Raw genomic sequence first — 18676 nt, forward strand, 5'->3', positions numbered from 1 at the left:
ACATTTAAAAGTTAAACAATACAAGAATGTAAATTTTTTATTACTAAAATTTCTAAATCATATAATGGAACATTAAAAAAACAGGCAGTTTAATCTGTTTTTATTTTGAGGACTGATAAGTAGTGCCCCTAGAAGGACTCGAACCTTCAACTATCAGCTTAAAAGGCTGTTACTCTGCCGGTTGAGTTATAGGGGCGAACACAAATTTACAATACCACACTTTTATATTTTTTCAACACGCAATTTTCTCAAAAGATCTTTTTGCTCTTTAGTAAGTTTTTTTGGAGTTTGAATATTTAACTTAACGTATAAACTGCCTCTTCCATGGCCAGAAAAATGGGGTATTCCTTTTTTAGAAAGTCTAAAAACTTTTCCAGATTCAGTTCCAGCTGGAATTTTTAACTCAATTGTATCGCCTTCAAGCGTCACAATATCAATTTTATCTCCTAACACTGCTTGAGAAAACATAATTGGCACTAAAACATGCAGGTCATCACCTTGGCGTTTAAACCGAGAATGGTCTCTAACCAGCACCCTAATATATAAATCACCTGGTTTTCCATTCTTTCTCCCTGCATTTCCTTTGCCTTCAACTCTAATAAGCTGGTTCGTATCAACACCTGCTGGAACAAATATTGCAATTTCATCTTTACCCTTCATTCTTCCTTCACCTTTGCAGACATTACAAGGTTTTTCAGGCCTGTAACCCTCACCTCTGCATTCTGGACAAGTAATGTATCTTGTAAATGAGGCTAGAAATGTTTTCTTAACTTCCTGAACATGGCCAGTACCGCGACAGGAAAAACATTCAACAACTTTTGTTTCCGGTTCAGCTCCAACTCCTTTGCAGCGGGAACAATTGATTTGCTTTAAAATCACAATGTTTTTTTCAATTCCTCTTAAAGTATCAGCTAAATCAACTGCAAGATCAATTTTAATATTACTGCCTTTTCTTAAGTCCTTTTTTCTTTTTTGTCCGCCAAAACCAAACATTTCTTCAACCAAATCACTTAAATCTTCGACATTAAAGTCAAAGCCAGAGTTAGCGCCGCCCCAGCTCCATTGAAAATCAAATCCTGGCTGAGCTCCTTTTTCAAAAACCCTGCCAAACTTATCATATTGAGCTCTTTTCTCCTGATCAGATAAAATCTGGTAAGCCTCATTTACCTCTTTAAACTTTTTCTCATCACCGCCTTTATCAGGATGGAATTTATGAGCTAGCTTATGATAAGCTTTTCTAATGTCAGATTGTGTTGCTTTTTGATCAACACCTAAAATTTTGTAATAATTTTTGTTCATTTGTGTTATTTTTCTTTTTCTTTAAACTCCCCTTCTTCGGCCTGGGGTTTTTCTTGTTTTGGCCCGGCTTGTTTCTGAGCCTCAGCAGCTTTCTTATAAATCTCTGCACCAATCTGCTGAATCACCTGAGACAACTCCTGGGTTTTATTTTTAATATCATCAATATTATCAGTTTCTTTTACTTTTTTCAAAGCTTCAAGTTTTTCTTCAACCTGTTTTTTTACATCATCAGATATTTTATCTTTCATTTCTGTTAATGTTTTTTCAGTTGTATAAATTAAGTTATCAGCCATGTTTTTAGCCTCAATAGATTCTCTTTTTTTCTTATCCTCTTCTCCGTGAAGTTCTGCTTCTTTTTTCATTTTCTCAATCTCTTCTTTTGACAGGCCTATTGAACCTTCAACTTTAATTGATTGGGTTTTGCTTGTTGCTTTGTCCTTTGCAGTAACAGTTAAAATTCCATTGGCATCAATGTCAAACGCAACCTCAACCTGAGGCATGCCACGGGGAGCCGGAGGAATTCCTGTTAAAACAAACTTTCCTAATGACCTGTTATCAACAGCCATTGGCCTTTCGCCCTGCAGAATATTAATTTCAACTGATGGCTGGCTGTCAGCAGCAGTTGAAAATACCTGAGTTTTAGATGTTGGAATGGTTGTATTTTTAGCAATCATTGCAGTGCTTACTCCTCCTAAGGTCTCAATTCCTAAAGACAAAGGCAATACATCCAAAAGCAGCACGCTCTTAATACCTCCTTCTGGAGCACGGCCTTCTTCTTTTGCCCTGAGTACTTCAGCTTGAATTGCAGCACCCATTGCAACAACTTCCTCAGGATTAATTGAAGTGTTAGGACTTTTACCAAAGAAGTTTTTAACAGCATCTTTAACAGCAGGAACCAAAGTTGTTCCACCAACAAGAATCACTTCATTAATATCATCTTTAGTTAGTTTTGCTTCTTTTAAAGTTTCTTCTACTCTTTTAATTGATTTTTTAATTAAATCCCTGTTTAGATTATCAAGCTCAGCTCTTGAGATTTTGTAATTTAAATGTTTTGGACCAGCTGAATCTGATGTAATAAATGGAAGATTAATTTCAGTTTCTTGAGTTGAAGAAAGTTCAATTTTAGCATTCTCAGCAGCTTCTTTTAATCTTTGTAAAGCTAATGGGTCTTTACTCAAATCAATTCCTTGTTCTTTTTTAAATTTATCAACAATCCAATTCATAATATTCTGGTCAAAATCATTTCCACCTAAATGAGCTTCTCCTCCAGTCGCCAGCACCTCAACAGTATCTTCTTTTTCACCAGGGACAATATCAAGTATTGTCACATCAAATGTTCCGCCACCAAAATCATAAACAACAACTTTTTCTTCTTTCTTTTTTCCTAAACCATAAGATAAAGCAGCAGCAGTTGGCTCATTGATAACTCTTAACACCTTAAAACCAGCTATTTCTCCAGCAGTTTTAGTTGCTGTTCTTTGAGAATCATCAAAATTAGCAGGACAAGTAATTACAACTGACTCTATTTTTTCACCAAGCTTCTCTTCTGCATCAATCTTCATTTTCTGAAGAATCATTGAAGAAATCTCAATTGGAGTATGCCATTTATCACCCATCTTAACCTCAACACCACCATCTTTTCTTTCTCTAGTTTCATAAGATAAACGCTTGAGTTCTTTTTGAACTTCTGGGTCAGAAAATCTTCTTCCAATAAATCTTTTTACTGAATGAATTGTGTTTTTTGGATTAGTGATTGCCTGTCTTTTAGCCAACACTCCAACAATTCTTTCATTGTTTTTTGACAACGCAACAATAGAAGGCATAAGAATTGAACCTTCTCTTGTTTCTAAACACTTTGGCTCTCCCTGAACAATTGTAGCCATCTTTGTGATAGCTGTACCTAAATCAATACCTAAAATTTTACTCATATTTTGTACTTTTTACTTTAATTTTTATTGCTTTTTATTTATTATTTACTTAAACATTAAAACCAATATTTGATTCGGGAGCTTTAGCTTCTTCAATCTCATTAAAATTTCTTTCATATTTCTTAACACTTTCATGAAGCGCTTTAATCATCCTTTTGAAATGACTAGGGCTCATTACAATCCTTGAAGTTAAAATGCCACCTGGTGGTGAAACAAAGAAAAAATCTAAGATAAATTCTTCTTTTGTGTGCAAGACTTGCATCATGTTAGAATATTTGCCTTTTAAATCTTCGTTTTTCGCCTTAATATTAAGTTGTTTTTCTTGTGACATAATGATATTTTTAAAACTTTTATTTATTAACTACTTAACTGCTTTTACCTTTGCTGGTCTTAGTAATTTACCACGAACCGTATAGCCTTTTTGTATTTCTTCAATAATGATCCCTGACTCTTTTCCTTTTTCTTCTACCAGCTCAACAATCTCATGATATGCAGGATCAAACTTTTTTCCTAAAACCTCAATTGTTTCAATGCCGCTATTTTTTAAAAAATCTTGAAGCTGATTTTTAATCTGAAGCAGTCCTTTAATATTTTTATTACTTTTTGATTTTTCTGATATTTTCTTTTCAGCTATGTCAAAATTATCTAAGATCGGCAATAGTTTTAAAACCATACCTAAACTAGCATATTTTACAAGCTCTTCAATTTTTTTAAGCTCATCTTTTTTGTAATTAATAAAATCAGCTCTTTCTCTTTGCCAGCCAGCAAGATATTCTTTTTTTTGCTTTTCACAATCTTCTAATTTCTTATCAGTCTTTTTAATGTTTGTTTGTTTTTTCTTTGCCATGATTAATTAATATCTTCCAATAACTTTGTTAAAGAATTCATTAAACTAATGTTCCTATTATAATCCATTCTTTTGGGACCAAGCAGTGTTAAAATTGCTTCATTCTTATCTGGAAACAAGCATTTTGAAGTAATAACACTAAAATCATCAGCATCAGGTATTGGGTTTTCATTTCCAATAAAAATGCTTATCTCAGAATCAAGGTTAAAATCATCAATACTGTTTTCAAAGGTTTTTAAAAAACCAGCAAAAGAATGAACAAAATCTTTTTTTTCAAATTCAGGCTCTTTCAACACCTCTTCCCAACCCTCTTTCCAAATAAAATCTCTGTCAGAAAGATGTGCCATTGCTAAACTAGAAGAATTTATTGCTAAAAATCTCAATAGATGTGAAGCAAATCTTAAAACATCTTCACTTTGCTTTTCAATAACATTTTTAATCTCTAAAACATTGTCAAACTCCTCAATATCATTTTCAAACAATCTATTAACAAAGAATCTATAAGCTTTATCAGTAGGAACTCTTCCTGCTGAAGTATGGGGCTGATAAAGATATCCAAGTTCGGTTAACTTCTGCATATCATTTCTAATAGTTGCAGGGCAAATATCAAAATCATACTTTTTTTCTAATAATTTAGAGCTAATAGGCAAAACAGAATGAATATATTCTTTTACTATTGCATCAAGTATTAGTTTTTGACGCTCAGCTATCATATGGAAGATTATAACAATTAGCAGTCTGACTAGTCAAGTGATAATAATTGTTGTGGAATAAAGCGCCTCCTTGCTATATCTACATATGTCACATTCCCCCAATTTGTCGAGACAAAGTATAAACCATGGTTAAGTAAATAAAAAACGAAACCAAATAGCGGTTTCTTAATAACATAATTAGGTTTTGACAGGCTTAGCTTGCCAAAACTTTGGATAAAGAAGACAAGGCGGTTTTTCCTCTTTAATTCCCAATTTTTTGAAAATCTTTTTCCAAAATTCTTCAGATAGAGGAAATCTTGATCTAAGATATAACCAGTATTCCCTTGACAAAAGATTTGGGAGTGGCTGAATCAATTCGACGAAGTACCTTATCTTTTCTTTCTCTTCTTTCTCTTTTGAGTTCCAGTGTTCCTCTGATTTATTCGGAGGAATCAAAGGATACTTTTGAAAAAATTTATCAATAATTTCCAATATTTGTTCTTTCACTTAACATCACCTAGTGTACTGATTATATTATATCATATGAATAAATTTTGTCTAAGCTTAAATAACGATCATGGCTAAATGAATAAAAAAACTCTCTTCTTTGGCTTTTAAAGAAGAGGACAATCCTCTTTTTAAACTATTCAGTATTTATTAATAATCTTATCTAGATTTTCTTCCAGCTTTTCCTTGCTGGCTGGTAATAAAGCTTTGTTTGATTGAATAACTAGTTTCAGTATTGAAGCTACCTCAGCCAAATCTTTAATCAAATCTTTAGTCAAATCTTCTAAATCTTCCTGTTCAATTGCTATTATGTTCACCTCATCTAAATTCTAAAAAAAGTTTATGTTGTTTGTCAATAAAACACAGAGGGTAGTGGCAAGACATTAAAATAGCAGGTTTTTCAAAAATATATTACAATAAAACAATATGAAGCAAGACATTAAAACTCAAAAACTAACATGGATTGATATTAACAGCCCAACTGAATCTGATGTCCGTTATCTAAAAAAGAAATTCAATATTCATCCATTGGTTTTAGATGAGCTGATCAATCCAACTCCCAGGCCAAGAGTAGAGCGTCATAAAGACTACCTTTTTATGGTGCTTTATTATCCCATGTATAATGTTGAAACAAGAAAAACCAGTTCAAGAGAATTAAGTATTATTGTTACTAAAAAAGCAGTGATTACCAGCCACTATAAGCCAATTCCTCCTTTAAAAACCCTTTTTGACAATTGCAGATTCCACAAACAATCCCAACAAACATATATGTCAGAAGGATCTGGCCAGCTTGTTTACTATATTCTAAGCGCTTTTTGGAAAAACTGCTTTAAAAAACTAGAGAAAATAGATGAACGGATTGATAATATCCAGAAATACATTTTCAGCGGACAGGAAAAAGAAATGGTTTTAGAAATATCTCTTGTTAAAATAGATATTATTAATTTCTGGAGAATAATTGAACCGCAGAAAGAAGTTTTAGAATCTTTATTAAAAGAAGGGTTAACTTTTTTTGGGCGAATACTTCTCCCCCACTTTTCTGATGTTTTAGGAACCTATGAAAGGGTTTCAAATAATTTAGAAACTGACAAGGAAACAATCTTGGCGTTAGAAGATACCAACCAATCACTTTTATCAACAAGGATTAATGAAGTAATGAAAGTTCTAACAACCTTTTCAGTTATTATGCTTCCTTTAACGCTTATAGCTTCAATCTGGGGAATGAATTTCCCAAAATCACTGCCTTTAAGTGATTCTCCAGCAGGATTCTGGCTAATCTTCATTTTAATGGCTATAATTCTTTTTGTAATGGTAATATATTTTCGTAAAAAAAAGTGGCTTTAAAAATTTAAAATATATGGAACATAAAAAAACAAGTATTATTGCTTTTTTTCTTATCTCAATAATGGCTGTCACAGCTTTTTTAAGTTATCAAAACGATGCTCTGACAATGGATGAACAGTCCCATATTCCTGCTGGCTATTCATACTTAGCCAAACAAGACTTTAGAATTAATCCAGAACACCCTCCTTTAATTAAAGATTTGGCAGCTCTGCCTTTAATGTTTTTAGACCTTAACTTTCCAGATGATTCTTATGCCTGGAATCAAGGCGTAAATGAACAATGGGTTTTTGGCGCAGAGCTTTTGTATCAATCAGGAAATGACGCTGATAAAATGATCTTCTGGGCAAGAATACCAATGATTTTAATGCTTGTTTCCTTAGCCTGGTTTTTATTTTATTGGACAAGAAAAGAATTTGGAAACAAAGTATCTTTAATAGTCTTATCTCTTTTTACTTTCTCCCCCAGCTTTATTGCTCATGGAAGACTAGTGGCAACTGATGTTGGAGCAACATTAGGTGTTGTGTTGGCAACATATTTTTGGCTTAAATTTTTAAGAAACCCTTCAAAAAAGAATGTCATTAAAGCTGGCCTTGTTTTTGGATTTACAATGCTTTTAAAATTTTCTTTAGTATTATTGATTCCTTTTTTTGGAATAATTACAGTTGTTTATGCGCTATTAAAAAAACAAAGTCTTTTAAAATACATTCTTCTTTCAACAGTTGTTGGATTAATTGGTACAATCTTTGTAATCCTGCCTGTCTATTATTTCCACACCTTAAACTACCCTGTTGAAAAACAACTAGCAGACACAAGCTTTATCTTAGCTGATTCGCCAATAATTATTTTAAAAGATATTGTTATCTGGATGGCAGACAAGCCAATACTAAGAAGCATTGGCCATTATTTGCTTGGATTAGTTATGGCAGTTCAGAGAACTGGACAGGGAAATACAGCGTATTTTATGAATATGATTTCAAATACTGGATGGTGGTATTACTTTCCAGTTGTGTATTTGTTAAAAGTCCCTTTAAGCTTCCATATTTTGGCTCTAGTTTCATTTCTGTTGACACTTTTAGTTGTTAAAAAACCTTTTTGGATTGATATAATAAACAGGACCAAAGAATGCATTTCAGAAAACTTCACAGCATTCTCAATGACATTATTTTTAATAATATATTGGCTGACATCAATTACTGGAAACTTAAACATTGGAGTGCGCCATGTCTTACCTGTTTTTCCTTTTACATATATTCTAGTTAGTATTGGACTAATAAAAGGATTTGAAAAAATAGGTTCAGAAAAATTAAAAAACGCATTAAACTTTACGATTATTGCGCTTGTTGGCTGGTATGCCTTGTCGTCTGTAAATGTTTACCCGCATTACTTATCATACTTTAATGAAATTAAAGGAGGAACTGACAATGGTTATAAGTATGTGGTTGATTCAAACTATGATTGGGGCCAGGATTTAAAAAGACTAACTCAATATATTAATGAAAACAATATTGAAAAAATGAAGATTGATTATTTTGGAGGTGGAAATGTGGATTATTATCTTGGCGACAACTGGGAAAGACTGGATTCTTCACAAGGACCCCAAGAAGGATGGCTTGCAATCTCTTTAACCCTGCTTCAGGGAGGAAGAGGCGATGCAGTGCCTGGCTTTCCTCACTCTTCTGGATATTATAAATGGCTGGATGATTACCAGCCAGTTACAAGAGCAGGAAAATCAATATTCATCTACAATATTCCTGAAAACTCATTTGTACTTAAAGGGCGCTAAATCACCAAATCTTAACTCAACATAATCAAGATTACTCCTATCTTCTAAAGGAACATGTTCTTTTAGAAGTGCTTCTAATTTTGTCAGCTGCCAGTTTAAATCTTTTTGAGGATTAAAATATATTTCCCAGCCCTCATTTGTTAAAACATTAATTCTTTCATTAGAAACTATTAAAGCTTTTTCAGCTTTAATATCTAATTCAGTTAAAACTGAAAAAACCTTTAATATTTTAAAAACCAAATCCCCTTCTATTACTTGCTCTCCAAGTTTAAATTGTTTTTCATCATTAAGCTTTTCAATTCTCGGCAAATCAGATTCATTAAGTAAAGGTTCAAAAATCACTGCTTCTTGATCAAGTAAAAAACAATCGTCATCATTATTACAAAATACTGCTAGTCCTAATCTTTCTATTACAATTACATTTAAGCTTTTAGGAAAGCTTTTTTTAATTTCTAACTCATCAATTTGAGGAAATGAATTTAAAGCTATTTTTTTAATTTCATTAATATCAGCTAAAAAAATGCTTTTTGTTGAATAAAAAAACATTGTTTTCTGAATTTTGCTTTCAACTATCTTTAAAATTTCATTTTCTTCAGTTTTTTCATTTCCTGAAATTACAATATTTTCAATTTGAAAAAAGCTTGAAAAAACCAATAAATATATTATTAAAATTGAGAATAAAAAACCAAAAAAAGTTGGGAAGAAATACTTTTTTTTGAAAAATGGTTGTTTCTTTTTGATTCTATGAGGTTTGCGGTATTTTCTCATGATAAATTAAAGCACATATTGTTATTATACAATATGTATTAAAAATTAAGAAAAATCCAGCATGTAAATAGCGTCCTATGGCCATAGAGATCTTAGACGATGTCAGAACCTGTTTATAGTGCTGATTTAATATTTTTAAAAATACTAAGCATTTCCTCAGCTCTTTCTTTTTGCTGTTTAGCAACAAAAAAACAACTTCTTTTTTGGGAAAATTTAAGATAAAAAAAGTTCGAGATAATTTGACAAAAAAAGATATAAGCATTATAATATATTTTAAGAGTACCTTTAAAAATGTGATTAACATGAACGACAGAGAATGCCAAAAATTCTATAATACACAAGTTGAAAAGCTCGGTCTTTATAGTTGCTTTGGCAACGATTTAGATCAGGAACTGCTCAACTCAAAAAGATATAAGGTAATATCTATAGCTAAAGAAGAATTATCCAATGACAGCAACATTCCTTTTCTTCTCGTTGTGCCTTCAATAGGCTGGAAAGAATTAATACGGATGGTGCAAAACAAAGACAAGGTCAGAGGCGAAATTAATATTGGCTTAGATTTATCGAAAATAACCGATCTGCTTGAAATTCCCAAAAAACCATATTTTATCTTTAATATAGATATTGCAAGTAGCAGAGGATTTACTCCAGAAACAGTAATTAATAGAAAAAACAAAAGGCTCCTTACCACTTATGAGGTGTTATCTTTTGTGCTACACACTGGAATATTGGAGTTTTATAATCTGTGGAGCTTAGGCTCCAGATATAATGGGAGCTGGCAAAATATTGCAGGAGTATCGTGCCAAAGAGAAGAAGTGTGGAGAAAAGGAGAAAAGGAAATGAAATTAAGTAAAGTTGTCCTGAATTCTTACTTAAAGAAAAAGGCACCATTCACAAACTGGTTATCTCCTTCTTGCAGCCTTAGAATCCCAATACAAGCATAATTCTATATTTAAAAAATAAAACGCAGACCAATTAAGGTCTGCTCTTTTCATTAGCCAACATCGAACCATGCTTAAGACAGCTGATATTCTTGATCTAAAATTTGTTTTTTTAAATTTTTACAGATCAAAAGCTTTTTGCCAATGATCACCACCTTCTTTTTTAATTAATCCCTCTCGCGCACAATGTTCACACCCTTCTCCAGCATTAGGAATAACATCAGAATCAAGGCACTTCTTAAGATCCATAATAGCAGGATCAACCCAAGAATCATCTCCATTATAAGGTAAAATTGAAGCTTTAAACTCTAATTTTCCATCAAATTTATCACGATTCTTGCCAGCATTGGCAAATAAGAAATATCCTGTGTTTGAAATATTGAAACCCATTTGCCTGAATATCCATTGATAAATCTCCATCTGCTTCTTATACCCCTGCTTATACTCGTCTTCTAAAGAAATCTCTCTGCTTGTACTTGTTGCCTTATAATCAACAATATAAAGCTCTTTGTTTTTTTCATTAACCCAAATATCATCAATAATACCGCAAATCTCTAAATTGCTTTTTCTATGAAGCACAGAAGCTCCAAGATACTTATAATAATCATCTCTCCATGCTGGCATATCTTTATGTTTAAAAGGCACAGCATCTACACCATACTCTTTCATTAATGCATGAGATTCTCCATTTTTTCTTAACAAATCAAATTCTTTTTTAAGCAAATGATCAACAGCACTATTCAATGCCCAACCAGGCATACCTGGTCTTCCCAACCCTATTCTTCTGTCTAAATAAAAACAACGAGGACACTGTAAAAAAAGATCAATCTTTGAACGGCTTATTCTAAAAGGTTCTTTTAAATCAGGACTATATATATTCCTTTGTCTTTTTCTGTATTTGTTCATTTTTTTTGATTTTTTTATTCAATTTTATTTGATTTTGTTAAATTATGTTTTCCACAAAGAATTTGTATATTTTTAAGATTAAGGCTTGAACCACCTTTAGAATAAGGGATTACATGATCAAAATGTAAATTTTCTGTTGCATTGCATTTTACACATTTTCCATTATCTCTTTCCCAAACAATTTGTTTAATTTCAGTAGGAATTCTTCTAGAAAATTCGAATTCTTTAATATCTTCTTCAGAAAAATCTTCTTTTAAATCTTCTGGTTTTAAAATAAATTTAAAAACTTGTCTTTTTTCAACCTCGCTTTTCTTAAATTGCATATCAATAAGTTGAAAATATCCTTTATCTGACCATACATTATTACTTATTTTTTCATAAACCTTTACAAGCTCTGGTTTTTTCTTTCTTCCAAATTTAAAATCTTCAACTGCCTTTAAGAATAAACCATTATTGGTTAGCTTCCCTGTTTTTGTAAAAAACGGCTGATCATAATTCTTAGGACTCGCCTTTTCTCTTTTGGTCAAATCCTCACCTTCATAAATTAACAATTTTCCTTCTTTGTCAAAACCATCATTATAAGGAGCACCAGATCTAACAGACATTAAAAGAATGGAATATCTTTTTCCTTTAGGTCGATAATTCATTCCTTTCTGAATATTAAAACCTTCACGAGAAACTATTTCATTATATGGAAAAATATCTTTCATAACAATTAAAAATCCAGTTTTATTTAAAAACTAATTATGTTTAAATTTTATTTATACCAATAACTTTACCGACAGCACTTAATTTATCCTTCTCAAAAAAAGTAACACCAAGGTTTAAAGAATTTATAAAATTAACGTAATCGATATTTTTGGGCTTTTTAGAAAAAGCTAAGCTTTTAAATGTCTTTAATTCTGGCAACTTATTATCATTGTAAAACTTCTTGACCTCGAAATATTCATATTCAAATAATTTTGCAATACCATTTCTAGCCTGAGCTATAAAATTTTTATTTTCATAGCTTTTTACTTCAAATAAATAAGATTGCTTAAAATTAGTAGCAAAAAGATCAATGTGTTTATTAAAATACACTTCATAATCTTTATTTTTAAAGAAAATTCTAATTTTTTCTAATGTGTCTTGATGGGCATTATTAGCTCTTTCAAGAAGTGTATTGTCACGAATTATCATGGATTTTCTACGATTGATAACTCTCTTACTTACATCTTCCAAAAACATTAGGCTTGTCCCATATCTAAAAATATCTTCTGATTTTTCAAATTTTAATAAATTTGAAGGAATATAAATTAAACTTTCAGCTTGTGAGGATTGAATAGAAAATAATTCAGCAGAATAATCAAGAATTTTTTTAACTATATCAGGTTTAACTCTAGAAAATGACCCCATCACAGGAAATCCTTGTACAGCTTTAAGCGGTATTGCTTTAAAAAGTAAACGAACAGCAAGCTTATTTATAAGTTCTAAATTATTAATCTCTACATCTGGCAAAGATTGAGGAGAATCAAATTCACTAAATAAATAGATTTCTGAAAATGGAACAAGTAAGGGCCATTTATTAACACGTTTTTCTTTTTCTTGAATCCATAGATATTCAGTTTTTTCTTTTTTTAATTCATCTCCCACAACACCAAAACCTATAATAGCAGATTTGACACCTCTTAAGCGAGTGCCTGTAGACATAGAATGCATTAAAAATATATCTCCAGGCACTATATTCTTCCAAGTAGAAAAATGCTTCTTTTCAAGCCCCCAAGTCATGTATTTGATAGCAGTAATCCAATTTTCTGGAGGACCAGTAAATCTATAAAATTCTTTTTTATCAAGATAATTCTGCAACATATCTATAATTTATCATATTTAGTATGAATGCCAATTGCTTTATTAACAGGATATTTTTTAGAATTTTTATCTATTTTTTTATCCATAATTTCTTTCACATCTAATCCTAAATTATCAGCAAGCTCAAAAAGATAAATAAGCACGTCTGCTATTTCTTCTGCAACCTCCTCTTTATTATCTTTTATGTATTGTTTAACTTCCTCTTTAGACTTCCATTGAAAATGTTCTAAAAGTTCAGCTGCTTCAATAGTGATAGATGCGGCCATATTTTTAGGATCATGAAATTGCATCCAATCACGTTCATCACGAAATCTATTAATTTTTTCTATTATTTTCCTAATATCAGACATGTTATTGTCTTTTTTTATATTTATTTTTTATTAATCTTTGTCATGCTTCTAAATCAATTTTTTCTCTTTGAAACTAAACACTTTGTTTTTAGCAATAATAATATGATCTAGAACATCTATTCCCATTATTTTGCCAGCCTCAATGATTCTTTTAGTAATCTTTAAATCAACTTCAGAGGGTTCAGGATTTCCAGATGGATGATTGTGAACCAAAATAACAGAGGCTGCATTACCAATAAGAGCGTGTTCAAAGATTTCTCGAGGATGGACTAAATTTGCATTTAAAGTTCCAACAAAAAGATGTTTCTTATGAACCATTTCGTTACGTGCATTGAGATAAAGAGCAACTAAATGTTCACGGGTCTTGTCTCGCAAATAACTACATTGGGCAATTATATCTTTTACTGAATGAATCGTAGGCAGGGTTTCCTCGCCTATTTTTAAACTTCTTTTAACTAATTCCGAAGCCGCTAATATTGTACAAGCTTTTGCCGGACCCAAGCCCTTAACTTTAATCAAATCCCCATAACTTAGTCCCAATAATCTCTTTTTAGAATGTTTGTTTAAAATTTGTCTTGCCGTTTGAATTACGTTTTTTCCTTCTCGACCAGTTCGAAGTAAAATCGCTAAAAGCTCCTCATCTTTTAGATTTTGGACGCCTTTTAAAACTAATTTTTCTCTCGGTCGGTCAACTTTTGGTAATTCTTTTATTTTCATGTTTTCTTACTTCAATCTACCTTTATTTTTACTTTTTATCAATTCATTCCCTTGAGACCACCTTCGTAAATGCTCACAACTGCTTCCTAAAAATAAGGCACAAGAAAAGAATCTAGTCAAAGCTTAAAATGGTAAATACTCAAGTCCTAGTAGGGAAGCCAGGCTGTAAGTGCCTCAAGGGATTGGTTTCCATCTTATTTTTCAAAAAGGTTTGAGAGAAAATCGCTTTTCAAATAGAGTTTTTAAAAATAAAATATCATCTTAATTTTCCTATTGACAAATAAAATTGCTTTCTTTATTATTACCATGATGGTAACAACCTTAGGGGTAATTAAATTAATTAATACAATGGAACTCATAGGGAAAAAAATACTTTCTGATTTTAAAAGGCGTTATAATGATGTTTCTTCACAGGTTGATTCTTGGCAGGCTGAAGTAGAAGCAGCAGACTGGGAGACACCACATGATGTTAAGAGGCGGTATGCTAGTGCAAGTTTCCCAGGAAGGGGCCAAGCTATTTTTAATTTAAAGGGAAATCAATATCGATTACTTGTGATAATAAATTTTAAGAACAAGATTATTTTAATAAAAAAGGCCGGCACTCATCAAGAGTATATGAATTGGCAATTAACATAATAAATATGACAACCAAAATTAAAGTAATAAAAACTGAAGAAGATTATAAAGAAGCTCTTAAATTAATTGAAGAGCTTATGGGCAAAGACTATAAACCTGAATCAGAAGAAAGTGAGAAATTAAGTCTTTTAGTAACGCTAGTACAAGATTATGAATCTAAGTCATTCCCCGAATCTCTGCCAGATCCAATTGAAGCTATTAAATTCCGCATGAATCAACAAAATTTGAAGCCGGTAGACTTGGTTCCTTACATTGGAAGCGGAAGCAGAGTATCAGAAATTCTTTCAGGTAAACGTCAACTAACTCTCAAAATGGTAAGAGCTTTAGAGGCGGGGCTTGGAATTCCTGCTAAGGTACTTATAAAAAAGTCTGATCTGGCTGGAAATTTGGAATATCAAAATTGGGATAGCCGTCTCGTAGCAGAGATGGAAGCACGAGGTTATTTTGGGGATGCTTCATTAAAAAAATATGACAAAATGGAATTGCTAAAAAACTTCTTTTCGCCAATAGGATCTCTTGCAGAAATTGTTGTAATGTCACGTAAGTCTAATTATAGATCTTCACCGCTTACAGACAAACGCGCATTAGCCGCTTGGGCTGTTTGTGTTTTCAAAAAAACCAAAAAAATAAAAACGCCAAAGAAATATAAACATGGTGTTGTTGATCTTAACTTTATGCAAAAGTTGGTAAAATTAAGTGTTGAAGAAAGTGGTCCCATATTAGCTCAAGAATATTTGAAAAAATATGGGATTATATTGGTAATTGAACGTCACCTTCCTAAAACCCACTTAGATGGAGCAACAATTTTAATTAACAAAGATAATCCAGTTATAGGATTAACTCTTAGATACGATCGATTAGATAATTTCTGGTTTACATTAATGCACGAATTGGCACACATTGCCCTACATTATGATATTGGCATAACTCTTTTTTACGATGAAATCGAAGGAATAAAAACAATTGATATAGATGATAAGGAACGAGAAGCTGATGCATTGTCAGAAGAGTCTCTTTTACCAAGGGCTAAATGGGAAATCAGTCCAGCCAGACTCATTCCGTCTTCTATGGCAGCAAAAAGTTTGGCTAAGGAGCTTGGAGTACATGTGGCTATTATTGCTGGACAAATCAGGCATAAAGGGAATAAGTATGTTTATTTAAATAAAATCGTAAACGAAGCAAAGGTCAGAAAATTTTTCCCTAATCAAGTATGGAATAAACAACATGTTTAATTTTAGACATTATGTACCGATATTAAAATGGAAGCGCGCAGAACAGGGTGCATTAAAAGCATTGACGGAAGAACACAGAAAATATATCACTCCGTTGGTTCAATTCGTAATGCCTAGGCACGAACCAGGGGAGGAGCTTGAAGATGTTATTGCGGAATTTGAAAAACAGGCACCGCAAAAAGCAAAAAAAGTTATAGAAATTTGGGGCTATGATCCAATCTTTGTTGATATTAGTTTGTTACTTACTACACCACTTCAAGTCGAAAGTCTTAATACTATTTTACGAACAGGTTATAAACTTGGAGGTAATTTTATTCCTGTTATATATCTTAATGATGATCAAGAAATTAAAAAAATTGCTTGTACTTTAGCGAAAGAAAACAAAAGCGGCGTATGTTTACGATTAACATGTTCTAACTTTGACTTCCCTGATTTAACGAAACTGAATCAAGATATTATTACGTTTTTATCATCCAGTGGATTGAAAGAGAAAGATATAAATTTATTAGTAGATATTAAAAAGACAAAAGAGAGTGGCAACAAATGTGCTAAATATTTAAACTTAAGCCAACGCATTCCTAATTTATTAAAGTGGCGAACGTTTACTTTCGCGAGCGGTTCTTTCCCCGAAAATCTATCTGAATGTAAAATCGATGAAGACAATTTTATAGCGCGAATTGATTGGAAAAACTGGAAGAACTATGTTGATAATAAAAAGTTACGAAGAAAGCCAGCTTTTGCTGACTACACAATTCAACATCCTATTTATAGAGAGGATTATCAATTTTTTCCTCCAACCACAAGTATTAAATATACATTGGAAAACGAATGGCTAATTATGAAAGGAAAAAAACAGAAATTTGATAAGTACTTAGCTAGTGCAGCATTGTTAGTAAAAACTGAAAAATTTTATGGAGAAAGTTTCAGCGAAGGCGATAAGTATATTGTTGAAAAAGCTAATCATTACCCAAAATATATGAAAGCAAAAGATAGAGGACAAGATATTAAGGGAACAGGAAGTACTGAAACCTGGCTTAGGACTGGTATAAATCACCACTTGGCATTAGTTGCAAATCAGATCGCCAATCTTTCCTAGAAACCAGCAAAGTATATCTTACTCGCTCTTTAAGCGTTTCCGTATCTAATACACTAGCCAATCTCTTATATATTAAATCACGGGGCTTAGAGCGAAATCCCACTGCCATATTCTTTTCTTCTAGAATTTGTAATGCCTCTTTCCTCCACAATAAACGTGCTACAGATATTCCCACTTGTTCTGGATTATTTTCTGCCTTACGAATAGTATAAAAAACCACTTTGTTGTCTGTATTAACTTTTGCAATCATAATACCCCACCAGTCAGGAACAATATTGATTGCCTCGTATAAATGATTTTTTCCAACTATTAAAGTTACTTTATCAAGTGTAGTATTGTATATTTTCATTTGTTCCGGCAAACGGTACAGGGTATCAATGTCACTCTTAAATTCATACCCATGGATTACGCCATTAATAACAGCTATATCAATTCGAGCCGCACCATGAATAATTCCTAGTTCCTCTATAATTCTTGTGCGATGGCTATTCTTATAATGATTTTTTAAATCCTTTTTGAAAGCTTTTCGGATTAATTTATCACTAGTGAGCATGAATTTAGGATCTTTTATTTTAAACAATATCTATTTAACTAAATTACAGTTTTATTTTATCATAAAATTATTAACTGAAAACTGTGTAAAAGTATTTTTAAACATCAAACACTTAGAGCGACTCCATAGGGCACGTTATTAGAACTTATAATCCTCTCTTAATTTTTCTTAATTTTTCGATTAAAAATGATAACCAATACCTCTTATTTGTCACAAAATCTTGGGTTTTGACATATTTTTTGGCTTGGCCTCCAAAGCCCTTTTTAAACAAGCTGAGTCCGTACCATGGGTGATTTTTTTCTTCATCAGAAACAACTCCCCAAAAGTTAAATTTCTCACATCCTTTTTGTTTTGCTTTTTTAATAGCTTCCCAAAGAAGCAAATAAGAAACGGGGATTTTAGGATATTTTAAGGAAGAAGCGCCGTGATGATAAAAACCAATTCCCTGCCAAAAAACAAAGATTCCAGAAGCAACTACTTCATTATTATACTTTCCCAATAAAACTAAAATCTGGCCATCTTTAGAAAAAGACTTAAATTCATTTTTTAAATAATTCAAAGCAAAAGGTGTAAAGTGCTGACGCTCTTTAGTCTGCTGATACAATTTATCAAATTCTTCAACACCATCAGCTTCAATAATCTCAACATTTACTTTAATAGCTTTTTTAACCAAATAACGAGTGGTTTTTCGCATACTCTTTACCAACTCATCTTCACCCAAAGTAATATCCAATTCCCAAGTTAATTCTGGATGAACGAATGTAGGAGCATTACGAAAACCAAGCTTTTTAAACACAACCAAACCAGATTCAGTAACAGGAGCAACACGAATATGGCTTACTCTCTCAGAATCAGCTAAAACTTTTAACTTATTCATTAAAGTTTTCAAAACCAAAGCTTTAGCCCTAGAAACAACAGGTCCATGAGGAATAAACAAGAAATCCCCTCTTTTAGCTTTAACTTTAATAACTAAAGCAACACCAATCAATTCATTATCATATACACCAAACCTCCATATCTTATCCCCCATCAACGCATTAAACTCCCCCCAATTCCAAGAATGCAGGAATGTTTTTTCCTCACATTTTTTTAAAAAATCTTCCCAAACATTTTTTTCAAAAATTTCTTTAATTTCCATAAATTAAATCTTTGATTTTTTTTGAAATTCTTCCTTCTAAAAGAATCACATTTTCAGAATTTAAAAAAGGTTTAATTTTTTCAAAAATCAA

The 18676-nt window shown here is 31.9% G+C and carries 21 protein-coding genes and 1 tRNA gene; 6 read left to right on the forward strand and 16 right to left on the reverse strand.

The window, feature by feature from the left end; translation table 11 throughout:
- Positions 1-123 precede the first annotated feature (123 nt).
- From KJI70_03325 to KJI70_03360, 8 genes are all read right to left on the reverse strand, one after another.
- A tRNA-Lys gene (locus KJI70_03325) sits at positions 124-196 on the reverse strand.
- A 26-nt stretch (positions 197-222) separates the two neighbouring features.
- Positions 223-1299, reverse strand: coding sequence for a molecular chaperone DnaJ (gene dnaJ, locus KJI70_03330; protein ID MCP6718537.1), 1077 nt, complete (start codon positions 1297-1299; stop codon positions 223-225).
- 5 nt (positions 1300-1304) lie between these two features.
- Complete coding sequence (dnaK, locus tag KJI70_03335; protein MCP6718538.1) at positions 1305-3227, reverse strand: molecular chaperone DnaK; 1923 nt, start codon at positions 3225-3227, stop codon at positions 1305-1307.
- A gap of 49 nt (positions 3228-3276) precedes the next feature.
- A complete protein-coding gene (locus KJI70_03340; GenBank protein MCP6718539.1) occupies positions 3277-3558 on the reverse strand; it encodes a DUF3467 domain-containing protein in 282 nt (93 codons plus the stop codon).
- 30 nt (positions 3559-3588) lie between these two features.
- A complete protein-coding gene (locus KJI70_03345; GenBank protein ID MCP6718540.1) occupies positions 3589-4074 on the reverse strand; it encodes a nucleotide exchange factor GrpE in 486 nt (161 codons plus the stop codon).
- 2 nt (positions 4075-4076) lie between these two features.
- Positions 4077-4787, reverse strand: coding sequence for a hypothetical protein (locus KJI70_03350; protein ID MCP6718541.1), 711 nt, complete (start codon positions 4785-4787; stop codon positions 4077-4079).
- Between the two features lie 177 nt (positions 4788-4964).
- Positions 4965-5273 (reverse strand): hypothetical protein, encoded by a 309-nt coding sequence (locus KJI70_03355; GenBank protein MCP6718542.1) that lies wholly within the window; start codon positions 5271-5273, stop codon positions 4965-4967.
- Positions 5274-5413: 140 nt separating this feature from the next.
- Positions 5414-5590 (reverse strand): hypothetical protein, encoded by a 177-nt coding sequence (locus tag KJI70_03360; protein ID MCP6718543.1) that lies wholly within the window; start codon positions 5588-5590, stop codon positions 5414-5416.
- A gap of 109 nt (positions 5591-5699) precedes the next feature.
- On the opposite strand from KJI70_03360, the gene KJI70_03365 reads away from it, so the two are divergent.
- Both KJI70_03365 and KJI70_03370 read left to right on the forward strand, forming a co-directional pair.
- On the forward strand, positions 5700-6617 hold the full coding sequence (locus KJI70_03365; GenBank protein MCP6718544.1) for a magnesium transporter CorA family protein: 918 nt from the start codon (positions 5700-5702) through the stop codon (positions 6615-6617).
- Between the two features lie 13 nt (positions 6618-6630).
- Positions 6631-8400: a glycosyltransferase family 39 protein gene (locus KJI70_03370; protein ID MCP6718545.1), complete on the forward strand. Its 1770-nt coding sequence runs from the start codon at positions 6631-6633 to the stop codon at positions 8398-8400.
- Here the strand turns inward: KJI70_03370 and KJI70_03375 are convergent.
- Positions 8377-9168, reverse strand: coding sequence for an FtsQ-type POTRA domain-containing protein (locus tag KJI70_03375; GenBank protein ID MCP6718546.1), 792 nt, complete (start codon positions 9166-9168; stop codon positions 8377-8379). The genes KJI70_03370 and KJI70_03375 overlap by 24 nt on opposite strands.
- Positions 9169-9461: 293 nt before the next feature.
- Here KJI70_03375 and KJI70_03380 point away from each other — a divergent pair, with 293 nt between their 5' ends.
- Positions 9462-10112 carry a hypothetical protein gene (locus KJI70_03380; protein MCP6718547.1) on the forward strand — a complete coding sequence of 217 codons (651 nt, stop codon included), beginning with the start codon at positions 9462-9464 and terminating at the stop codon, positions 10110-10112.
- 117 nt (positions 10113-10229) lie between these two features.
- Here KJI70_03380 and KJI70_03385 read toward each other — a convergent pair whose 3' ends face one another.
- From KJI70_03385 to radC, 5 genes are read right to left on the reverse strand one after another with little or no spacing between them, the layout of a single operon-like run.
- Positions 10230-11015, reverse strand: a complete 786-nt coding sequence (locus KJI70_03385) for a PD-(D/E)XK nuclease family protein (protein MCP6718548.1) — start codon at positions 11013-11015, stop codon at positions 10230-10232.
- A gap of 14 nt (positions 11016-11029) precedes the next feature.
- Positions 11030-11725, reverse strand: a complete 696-nt coding sequence (locus KJI70_03390; protein MCP6718549.1) for an HNH endonuclease — start codon at positions 11723-11725, stop codon at positions 11030-11032.
- Between the two features lie 40 nt (positions 11726-11765).
- On the reverse strand, positions 11766-12863 hold the full coding sequence (locus tag KJI70_03395; GenBank protein ID MCP6718550.1) for a hypothetical protein: 1098 nt from the start codon (positions 12861-12863) through the stop codon (positions 11766-11768).
- A gap of 2 nt (positions 12864-12865) precedes the next feature.
- Positions 12866-13213: a nucleotide pyrophosphohydrolase gene (locus KJI70_03400; GenBank protein MCP6718551.1), complete on the reverse strand. Its 348-nt coding sequence runs from the start codon at positions 13211-13213 to the stop codon at positions 12866-12868.
- Between the two features lie 48 nt (positions 13214-13261).
- On the reverse strand, positions 13262-13930 hold the full coding sequence (gene radC / locus KJI70_03405) for a DNA repair protein RadC (protein MCP6718552.1): 669 nt from the start codon (positions 13928-13930) through the stop codon (positions 13262-13264).
- 306 nt (positions 13931-14236) lie between these two features.
- Here radC and KJI70_03410 point away from each other — a divergent pair, with 306 nt between their 5' ends.
- From KJI70_03410 to KJI70_03420, 3 genes are read left to right on the forward strand one after another with little or no spacing between them, the layout of a single operon-like run.
- Positions 14237-14566, forward strand: a complete 330-nt coding sequence (locus KJI70_03410) for a type II toxin-antitoxin system HigB family toxin (protein MCP6718553.1) — start codon at positions 14237-14239, stop codon at positions 14564-14566.
- A 5-nt stretch (positions 14567-14571) separates the two neighbouring features.
- Complete coding sequence (locus tag KJI70_03415; GenBank protein ID MCP6718554.1) at positions 14572-15798, forward strand: ImmA/IrrE family metallo-endopeptidase; 1227 nt, start codon at positions 14572-14574, stop codon at positions 15796-15798.
- Complete coding sequence (locus KJI70_03420; protein MCP6718555.1) at positions 15791-16894, forward strand: beta family protein; 1104 nt, start codon at positions 15791-15793, stop codon at positions 16892-16894. Before KJI70_03415 ends, KJI70_03420 begins: the two co-directional genes overlap by 8 nt.
- Here the strand turns inward: KJI70_03420 and KJI70_03425 are convergent.
- Positions 16833-17447, reverse strand: a complete 615-nt coding sequence (locus KJI70_03425) for a sce7726 family protein (protein ID MCP6718556.1) — start codon at positions 17445-17447, stop codon at positions 16833-16835. The two genes, KJI70_03420 and KJI70_03425, sit on opposite strands and share 62 nt — an antisense overlap.
- 145 nt (positions 17448-17592) lie before the next feature.
- Positions 17593-18585 (reverse strand): peptidoglycan bridge formation glycyltransferase FemA/FemB family protein, encoded by a 993-nt coding sequence (locus KJI70_03430; GenBank protein ID MCP6718557.1) that lies wholly within the window; start codon positions 18583-18585, stop codon positions 17593-17595.
- Between the last annotated feature and the right edge of the window lie 91 nt (positions 18586-18676).

The organism is Patescibacteria group bacterium (genome assembly GCA_024238995.1).
Lineage (GTDB): Bacteria > Patescibacteriota > Minisyncoccia > Minisyncoccales > JANBVM01 > JANBVL01.